Source organism: Pseudomonas sp. FSL R10-0056 (genome assembly GCF_009600105.1).
Classification (GTDB): Bacteria; Pseudomonadota; Gammaproteobacteria; order Pseudomonadales; family Pseudomonadaceae; genus Aquipseudomonas; species Aquipseudomonas bubulae.
In genome coordinates, this window is sequence record NZ_WIWL01000012.1 from 1 (window position 1) to 8,422 (window position 8,422).

The window sequence follows — 8,422 nt, forward strand, 5'->3', positions numbered from 1 at the left end:
AGCCAGGCCTGGTGCCGCCAGGATGAGCTGCTGGCGCAACTGACCGTGGGCGCGCCACCCGATGCACTCAACCGCGCGGGCCAGGGCTGGGGCATCTCGGCGTTTTCCCCCGAAGGCCTGAAGCGCAATGGTTTTCGTGCCTTTATCGAGATGCTGCGGGCCAATTTTGCCCATGCTGGCGGGCTGCGCATCGACCATGTGCTGGGTTTGCAGCGCCTATGGGTAATACCCCTGGGGGCTTCGCCCGATGAAGGCGCCTATCTGTATTACCCGATCGACGACCTGCTGCGCCTGGTGTGCCTTGAATCGGTGCGCCACCAGGCCATCGTGCTGGGCGAGGACCTCGGCACCGTACCTGACGGCCTGCGGGAAAAGCTCAGCGAGCGGGCAATCCTGGGCATTCGCGTGCTGCTGTTCGAGCAGGACTACGGCGCGCGCTTCAAACCGATTCTGGACTGGCCGGACGATGCCCTGGCCACCACCAGCACCCACGACCTGCCGACACTCACCGGCTGGCTGCACGGACGCGATATCGACTGGAATGAACGCCTGGGCCTGATTGACCCGGTCACTGCACACCACTGGCGCGAAAGCCGTCAGCGCGAGTGCGAAGGCCTGGACCTGGCCTTGCGCCTGGATCCGCAAAACTTTCAGGAAGAAGCCCAGGGCAACGCCCCGACACTGGACGCCAGCATCCGTTATCTGGGGCACACCCGTGCGCCGCTGGTACTGCTGCCAATCGAAGATGCACTGGGGCTCGAGGAGCAAGCCAACTTGCCCGGCACCGTCAGCGGCCACCCCAATTGGTGCCGACGTCTGCCGGGCGACGGCAATACCTTGCTGGACGCCATCGATGCCACCCAACGTTTTGAACTGCTGGCCTGCGCCCGCCAGCAAGCCCACGAGCGAGACCGCTAAATCACCCATGAGCAAGGAGCTTCACCATGAGTAATGACGACAAGCACATTCGTGAATTTGCCTATCAGATCTGGGAGTCTGAAGGTCGCCCGGAGGGCCAGGAGGCGCGTCACTGGGAAATGGCCCACAAACTGGCCCAGGCACAAGCCCTGGCCCCCTCCAAGGCAGCCCCCAAGGCCACCAAGGCCAAGACCGCAGCAAAACCTGCCGGCGAGAAAAAGCCCCGGGCACCGCGCAAGCCTGCCTCGTCTTGAGTCCACCTTCCCCCTTGTGGGAGCGCCAGCTCGCGATTGCCTCAACCCGGCCAACGGATTGAACCGCAGAAGTGCAATCGCAAGCCCGCCCCCACAGGCCACCTACACCCAAAAATCCGGTTGTGCAGGAGCAGGTCATGAGTAAACACACGTCAGCACCGCCCACTGGCGACCCCTTGCGCATCCGCGAAGGGCTGCCCTTCCCCCTTGGGGCCACCTGGGATGGCCTGGGCGTCAACTTTGCCCTGTTCTCGGCCAATGCCACCAAGGTCGAGCTGTGCCTGTTCGATGCCGCAGGCGAGGTCGAGCTGGAGCGTATCGAGCTGCCCGAGTACACCGACGAGACCTTCCACGGCTATCTGCCGGACGCCCATCCCGGGCAGGTCTACGGTTATCGCGTGCATGGCCCCTACGACCCGGAAAATGGCCATCGCTTCAACCACCACAAACTGCTGATCGACCCCTACGCCAAACAGCTGGTGGGTGAACTGAAGTGGTCCGAGGCCCTGTTTGGCTACACCATCGGTCACCCGGATGCCGACTTGAGCTTTGATGAACGGGACAGCGCGCCCTTCGTGCCCAAGTGCAAGGTCATCGACCCGGCGCACACCTGGGGTCATGACCACCGCTTGAGCGTGCCTTGGGAACGCACCATCTTCTACGAGGCCCACGTGCGCGGCATCAGCATGCGCCACCCCGCCGTGCCGGATGCGGTGCGTGGTACCTTTGCCGGCTTGATGATCGATGAAGTGGTTGAGCACATCACCGACCTGGGCGTAACCAGCATCGAGCTATTGCCGGTGCATGCCTTCGTCAATGACCAGCATCTGCTGCAAAAAGGCATGACCAATTATTGGGGCTACAACAGCATCGCTTTTTTTGCCCCCGACCCGCGCTATCTGGCCAGCGGCAAGATTGCCGAGTTCAAGGAGATGGTGGCGCGCCTGCACAAGGCCGGCCTCGAGGTGATTCTGGATGTGGTCTACAACCACACCGCCGAAGGCAACGAACAAGGTCCGACCCTGTCCATGCGCGGCATCGACAACGCCTCGTACTATCGCCTGATGCCCGAGGACAAGCGCTACTACATCAACGATTCCGGCACCGGCAACACTCTGGACCTTAGCCATCCATGCGTCTTGCAGATGGTCACTGACTCGCTGCGCTATTGGGCCCGGGAGATGCACGTCGACGGTTTCCGCTTCGACCTGGCGACGATTCTGGGGCGCTATCACGACGGCTTCAACGAACGTCACAGCTTTCTGGTGGCCTGTCGCCAGGACCCGCTGCTGCGCCGGGTAAAAATGATTGCCGAACCTTGGGACTGTGGCCCCGGTGGCTACCAGGTCGGCGGCTTCCCGCCCGGCTGGGCGGAATGGAACGACCGCTTCCGCGACACCGTGCGCGCGTTCTGGAAAGGCGACGAAGGCAAACTGGCTGAATTTGCCGGGCGCATGACCGGTTCGGCCGACCTGTTCAACCACCGGGGCCGAAGGCCCTATAGCTCGGTCAACTTCATTACCGCCCATGACGGCTTCACGCTGCACGACCTGGTGTCCTACAACGATAAACATAACGAGGCCAACGACGAAAACAACCAGGACGGCAGCAACAACAATATTTCCTGGAACCACGGCGTCGAAGGGCCCACCGACGACCCCGAAATCAACGCCTTGCGCCAGCGCCAAATGCGCAATTTCATGGCCACCCTGTTCCTGGCCCAGGGCACGCCGATGCTCGTGGCCGGCGACGAATTCGCCCGCACCCAGCACGGCAACAACAACGCCTACTGCCAGGACAGCGAAATCGGCTGGATCAACTGGGAACTGGACAAGACCGGCAAATCCCTGCTGGCCTTTGTCAAACGCCTGATCAAGTTACGCATGCAGTACCCCATCCTGCGGCGCGGCCTGTTCCTGGTGGGGCACTCCGTTGACACGCCCGAGTACAAGGACGTGACCTGGCTGGCCGCCGATGGCAACGAGATGACCACCGAACAGTGGCAGGACGCCGAGGCCCGGTGCATGGGCATGCTGCTCGATGGCCGGGCGCAAGTATCCGGGGTGCAGCGCGCCGGCGCTGATGCCACCTTGCTGATCGTGGTCAATGCCAACCACGACCCGGTCAACTTCAACCTGCCCAAAGTGCCCCACGGCATCAGCTGGTCATGCCGGCTCGACACCACTGACCCGAGCATCAAGGGCCCGCAGCATCTGCCCTTCAACAAACCCTACAATGTCACCGGGCGTTCGCTGGTGCTGTTTGAATTGCAACACACCGAGGTGTCGTGAATGTATTGATAAACATCAAGTGCACCCCCATAAAAAGCGGCAAGCTGTGACTTTAACTTGCCGCTTTGAAACTGCCCCTGACAGAGGAGTGACCATGCCTACCGAACAAGCTGTCGGCAATACACTTTTATCTGCCACCCCGGCAACAGCACCTGCCGTGCATCGAATCAAGGTGCTGACGGTCAATACACACAAGGGCTTTACCGCCTTCAACCGCCGCTTCATCCTGCCCGAACTGCGCGAAGCCGTGCGCAGCACCGGTGCCGATCTGGTGTTTTTGCAGGAAGTGCTCGGCGAGCACGGCAAGCACGCCTCACGTTATGAAGACTGGCCTGCCACCTCACAGTACGAATTCCTCGCCGACAGCATGTGGAGCGACTTTGCCTACGGGCAAAATGCCGTTTACCCCGACGGTCATCACGGCAATGCCCTGTTGTCCAAGTACCCGATCAAGGCTTCGCGCAATCTCGATGTGTCGATCACCGGGCCTGAGCGGCGCGGCTTGCTGCACTGTGTGCTGGATGTGCCGGGGCATGACAATGTGCATGCCATTTGCGTGCATTTGAGCCTGCTGGAAAGCCATCGCCAACTGCAGATCGTGTTGCTCAACCAACTGCTCAAATCCTTGCCGCCCCATGAGCCGGTGATCATTGCCGGTGACTTCAACGACTGGAAGCAGCAAGGCAACGCTGCCCTGCGCCAGCGTGACGACCTGCATGAGGTGTTTGAGCGCCATCACGGCCAAGTGGCCAAGAGCTATCCCGCGCGCTGGCCACTCCTGCGTCTGGATCGTATCTACTTGCGCAATGCACGCAGTCATAATCCAGAGATCCTTGGCAATAAGCCGTGGAGCCATTTATCCGATCATTTACCGTTGGCGGTTGAGGTGCATCTGTAATACCGAGGTGCCCGCCTGCCCTCACCCCAACCCTCTCCCGGAAGGAGAGGGAGCTGATCTGTGGTGACCATGAGGTCGCTCATAGGGCCTGGGCTTTGGCTTTATCCAGTAACCGGCCGCAATATCAGTACCCCCAGCGGCGGCAGATTCAAGGCCAGCGACACGCCCTGACCATGGCTGGCTACCTCCTGGGTCACCACCCCGCCGCCATTGCCATAATCGGAACCGGCATAGATCGCCGAATCACTGTTGATAACCTCCTGCCAGGTACCGGCAAATGGCACACCGATCCGATAACCTTCGCGCGGCACCGGGGTAAAGTTGGTCACCACCAGCAAGGGCGAACCGTCCTTGCTCCAGCGTAGCCACGCATAAACGCTGTTGGCTGCGTCATCGCCAATCAACCACTGGAAACCCTGCGATACATCATCCTGCTCATACAGCGCTGGCTGCTCGCGGTACAAACGATTCAAGTCGCCAACCAGTTTTTGCACCCCCCGGTGCTCGGGGTATTGCAGTAAATACCAGTCCAGTTGCTGATCATGATTCCATTCACGCCACTGACCGAATTCGCAGCCCATAAACAGCAGTTTCTTACCCGGATGTGCCCACATAAAACTCAAGTAAGCACGCAGATTGGCGAATTTCTGCCAGCGATCACCGGGCATCTTGTCGATCAGCGAGTGTTTGCCGTGCACCACTTCATCGTGGGAGATCGGCAGGATAAAGCGCTCGGTCCAGGCGTACACCAGGCCAAAGCTCAGTTCGTTGTGATGATGGGCGCGGTACACCGGGTCTTGCTGGATGTAATGCAGCGAATCGTGCATCCAGCCCATGTTCCATTTGTAGGAAAACCCCAGCCCGCCCTGATCGGTGCTTTCGCTGACGCCGGGCCAGGCCGTGGACTCTTCGGCAATCACCAGTGCACCCGGCACCTCGTAGGCAACCACATCATTGAGATGGCGCAAAAATTCTATGGCTTCGAGGTTTTCCCGCCCGCCATGCCGGTTGGGCACCCATTCGCCGGCTTTGCGCGAATAGTCGCGGTAAAGCATCGATGCCACCGCATCGACCCGCAACCCGTCGATGTGAAAGTGCTTAAGCCAGTGCAAGGCCGAAGCCAGCATAAAGCCGTGCACCTCGGTGCGGCCAAGGTTGTAGATCAGTGTGTTCCAGTCCTGATGAAAGCCTTCAAGCGGGTTGGCATATTCGTACAACGCCGTGCCATCAAACTGCGCGAGCCCATGGGTATCGTTGGGAAAATGCGCTGGTACCCAGTCCAGAATTACACCGATACCGGCCATATGGCAGGCATTGACGAACGCGGCAAAATCATCAGGCGAACCATAGCGGGCGGTCGGCGCAAATTGCGACAGCGGCTGATAACCCCAGGAGCCACCAAACGGGTGCTCCATGATCGGCATCAGCTCGATATGGGTAAAACCCAGTTGCTGCACATAAGGGATCAGGCGCTCGGCCAGCTCGGGCCAGCTGTACTGGCGCTCGATGTCGCCAACATCATCGGTCTCGCACTGCCATGATCCTGCATGCAACTCGTAAATCGACAGCGGTGCGTCACGGCGCTGACACTGCTCACGGGCTTGCATCCAGTCACCATCCTGCCATTCGATGGCCAGGGGTGACGCCACCTTCGACGCCGTATCAGGCGGCAACTGAGTGGCCAGCGCCACGGGGTCGGCCTTGAGCGGCAAGATGCCGTGGGCGCCAAGGATTTCGTATTTGTACGCCTCGCCCGCCTGCAGGCGCGGCACAAACAGCTCCCATACGCCGTTGGCATGGCGCAGGCGCATGGGGTGGCGCCGACCGTCCCAGCCATTGAAATCACCCACCACCGAGACCCGCCGTGCATTCGGTGCCCACACGGCAAAGCGCACGCCCGGTATGCCATCGACCTGCAGCAATTGCGCCCCGAAGCAGTTGCTCAAATCGCGGTGATTGCCTTCGGCAAACAGGTACAGATCCATCTCACCCAGCAACGGGCCAAAGCTGTAGGGATCCTCGCTGGTTTGCACCGCATTGCCCCAATCAACCTGCAGCAAGTACGGCCGCGACTGTTTGAAATGCCCGACAAACAAGCCGGGCACTTTCACATCATCAAGGCGGCCCAGCACCTCACCGGTATCCCTGGCCAGTACATTGACACTTGCCGCACCGGGCAAAAAAGCCCGGATAAACTTTCCGCCCTCATCATCGGCGTGAGGCCCCAGCACCGCAAACGGGTCGGGGTGTTCGGCCTTGCTCAGTGCGTCGATATCCGTGGGGGCGGGTAACAGCGAGTCTTTACCTTTACCAGTATCCATGCTCGAACTCATGCTGCTCTCCGTCTGGTAAAGGTTGTGCATGCCTGTGCATACATTTCGGTCTTCGACTTGGCCTATGTCCTGAATCCACAGTCCCACCAAGACTAGCTCTTGTGGGGCACCCCGTGAGGGCTAATTACCCTTGGTTTATGCAAAAGCCATGCAAATATTGCGGTACGCGCAGCGCAGTGCGCCGTCGGTCACGTGAGCGGAATCAAACCTGCCATCACACGGTCAACCGTCCGACAGCCCTCTACATCCCGCCACCGAGAGGTCATCGTGATGAGCATCCCCATTGCACCTGAAACCCCTGACCCCAATATCGACCAGCCAGCTTTGCCGCCCGTTCCCGAGCCACAACCGCAACAGGAGCCGCCCGAGCGTGACCCGCAACCCATGGGTGACCCGCCCTGTGAGCAAGTGCCGCGAAAGGTAAAGACTGAAAAGTTCTAATTACGGCAATTAACAAGGAGCGGTATGGCAGCGCACATTCAAACAGCATGCCGCTCGTCGCTTTTTTTGAAAAAAGTCATACCCGTACTACAGAGTGGGCTTACACGTATTCTTTAAAACAGGCCCTACCAAAAACAAACAAACATTCACAAACATTTGAAATTTTTTAATATTTTCAGGCGAAGCATATAAAAGCCCTCACGCAAATGAAACAAGATCATCGCAAAGGTTTCAGAAAGTCTTAATAAGCCACAGGGAAAACTATACGACCACTGTAGGAGCAATCTTAAACAAGATGTGCATATTTTTGACAAACTTTAAGGCAGGTATTAAATCTACAAGGATGCCCTTCCCTTAGCAGGTACCACATGCACAAGAATACAGGATCTCGAGCCTTTCAACTGGCCATGATTTTTATCAAGGAACAGCTCAAGGAACCGACTGCACTGTTCTGGATATTACTGTCGCCCGGTGCTGTCTTCTATCTGCTGATCTACTCGAAAGGAGACGATAATTTCAATCAAGATTACAGCGCTGTCACCGCATGGTTTTATGCCTATATATCTTCAAGCGTAGCGTTCTTTGGATTTTCTTTTTATATCATTGGCCGTCGAGAAAGTGGTTTCATCCGTTCATTCATTTATACGCCACACGCCAGAGCAGTGTTCCTGATAGCGCAACTCATCGCTTACTCCACAATCGCCTGCTTGTACTGCTTGTTTTTTTACATGATGACACGGCTCCCTTTTGGGGGTTACTCCACTTATGAAGCCTCAACACTCATGATCCGATTTTATAGTTGCTTTATTTTATTCTGCTCACCCGGCCTGCTCATTACCGCACTACCACTCAACTTCCAAACGGCCAACACTGTTTTTTCAATCTTATCTTTTATCATGCTTGCCCTCGGGGTAGCACAAGCTGCCCTTCCTGAACCCACCTATTTCCCAATTGAATTATTCAACCCTCTAAGCCTTGGCAAAAGCATTATGCAACAGGGTATACAATCGCTATGGAAAATCATTATCAGCATTTTTGTGACCTTCATCATCGCCTTGTTATTGGCCTGCAAGTACTTGCGTATCAATCCAGTATGGAGCCGCTACTAATGAGTATTTTACAGGCAGACTGCATTGATTTCCGCTACCCAGAAAAACCGCTTTTCAGCCAAGCTAGCCTGCAGGTTTGCTCAGGCTCAATGACTGGTTTACTAGGCTCTGTACGTAAAGTATTGTCGCAAGCACCGCATAGCGCAGGCCAATGAGACCATCGCCGCAAAACTTGTTG

7 protein-coding genes are annotated in these 8,422 nt (G+C 57.6%); 6 read left to right on the top strand and 1 reads right to left on the bottom strand.

Annotated elements, in window-relative coordinates; genetic code table 11:
• The 4 genes from GHO42_RS00955 to GHO42_RS00970 form a co-directional block, all read left to right on the top strand.
• Nucleotides 1–918: 4-alpha-glucanotransferase (locus GHO42_RS00955; RefSeq protein WP_178114874.1), on the top strand; the 918-nt coding region annotated here is incomplete at its 5' end.
• 26 nt (nucleotides 919–944) lie between these two features.
• Nucleotides 945–1,172, top strand: a complete 228-nt coding sequence (locus GHO42_RS00960) for a DUF2934 domain-containing protein (RefSeq protein WP_138738874.1) — start codon at nucleotides 945–947, stop codon at nucleotides 1,170–1,172.
• Between the two features lie 137 nt (nucleotides 1,173–1,309).
• A complete protein-coding gene (gene glgX, locus GHO42_RS00965; RefSeq protein WP_095002371.1) occupies nucleotides 1,310–3,463 on the top strand; it encodes a glycogen debranching protein GlgX in 2,154 nt (717 codons plus the stop codon).
• Nucleotides 3,464–3,557: 94 nt separating this feature from the next.
• Nucleotides 3,558–4,361 carry an endonuclease/exonuclease/phosphatase family protein gene (locus GHO42_RS00970; protein ID WP_095002370.1) on the top strand — a complete coding sequence of 268 codons (804 nt, stop codon included), beginning with the start codon at nucleotides 3,558–3,560 and terminating at the stop codon, nucleotides 4,359–4,361.
• Between the two features lie 101 nt (nucleotides 4,362–4,462).
• On the opposite strand, the gene glgB is transcribed toward GHO42_RS00970, so the two are convergent.
• On the bottom strand, nucleotides 4,463–6,682 hold the full coding sequence (gene glgB, locus GHO42_RS00975) for a 1,4-alpha-glucan branching protein GlgB (protein WP_371926206.1): 2,220 nt from the start codon (nucleotides 6,680–6,682) through the stop codon (nucleotides 4,463–4,465).
• A gap of 282 nt (nucleotides 6,683–6,964) precedes the next feature.
• On the opposite strand from glgB, the gene GHO42_RS25620 reads away from it, so the two are divergent.
• Both GHO42_RS25620 and GHO42_RS00980 read left to right on the top strand, forming a co-directional pair.
• Complete coding sequence (locus GHO42_RS25620) at nucleotides 6,965–7,135, top strand: hypothetical protein (protein ID WP_170943739.1); 171 nt, start codon at nucleotides 6,965–6,967, stop codon at nucleotides 7,133–7,135.
• 368 nt (nucleotides 7,136–7,503) lie between these two features.
• Nucleotides 7,504–8,244, top strand: a complete 741-nt coding sequence (locus tag GHO42_RS00980) for an ABC transporter permease (RefSeq protein ID WP_153328904.1) — start codon at nucleotides 7,504–7,506, stop codon at nucleotides 8,242–8,244.
• The last annotated feature ends 178 nt before the right edge of the window (nucleotides 8,245–8,422 follow it).

Coding starts and splice junctions, on each gene's coding strand:
- GHO42_RS00960 (WP_138738874.1), top strand. CDS start 945: ATGAGTAATGACGACAAGCACATTCGTGAATTTGCCTATCAGATCTGG.
- glgX (WP_095002371.1), top strand. CDS start 1,310: ATGAGTAAACACACGTCAGCACCGCCCACTGGCGACCCCTTGCGCATC.
- GHO42_RS00970 (WP_095002370.1), top strand. CDS start 3,558: ATGCCTACCGAACAAGCTGTCGGCAATACACTTTTATCTGCCACCCCG.
- glgB (WP_371926206.1), bottom strand. CDS start 6,682: ATGGATACTGGTAAAGGTAAAGACTCGCTGTTACCCGCCCCCACGGAT.
- GHO42_RS25620 (WP_170943739.1), top strand. CDS start 6,965: ATGAGCATCCCCATTGCACCTGAAACCCCTGACCCCAATATCGACCAG.
- GHO42_RS00980 (WP_153328904.1), top strand. CDS start 7,504: ATGCACAAGAATACAGGATCTCGAGCCTTTCAACTGGCCATGATTTTT.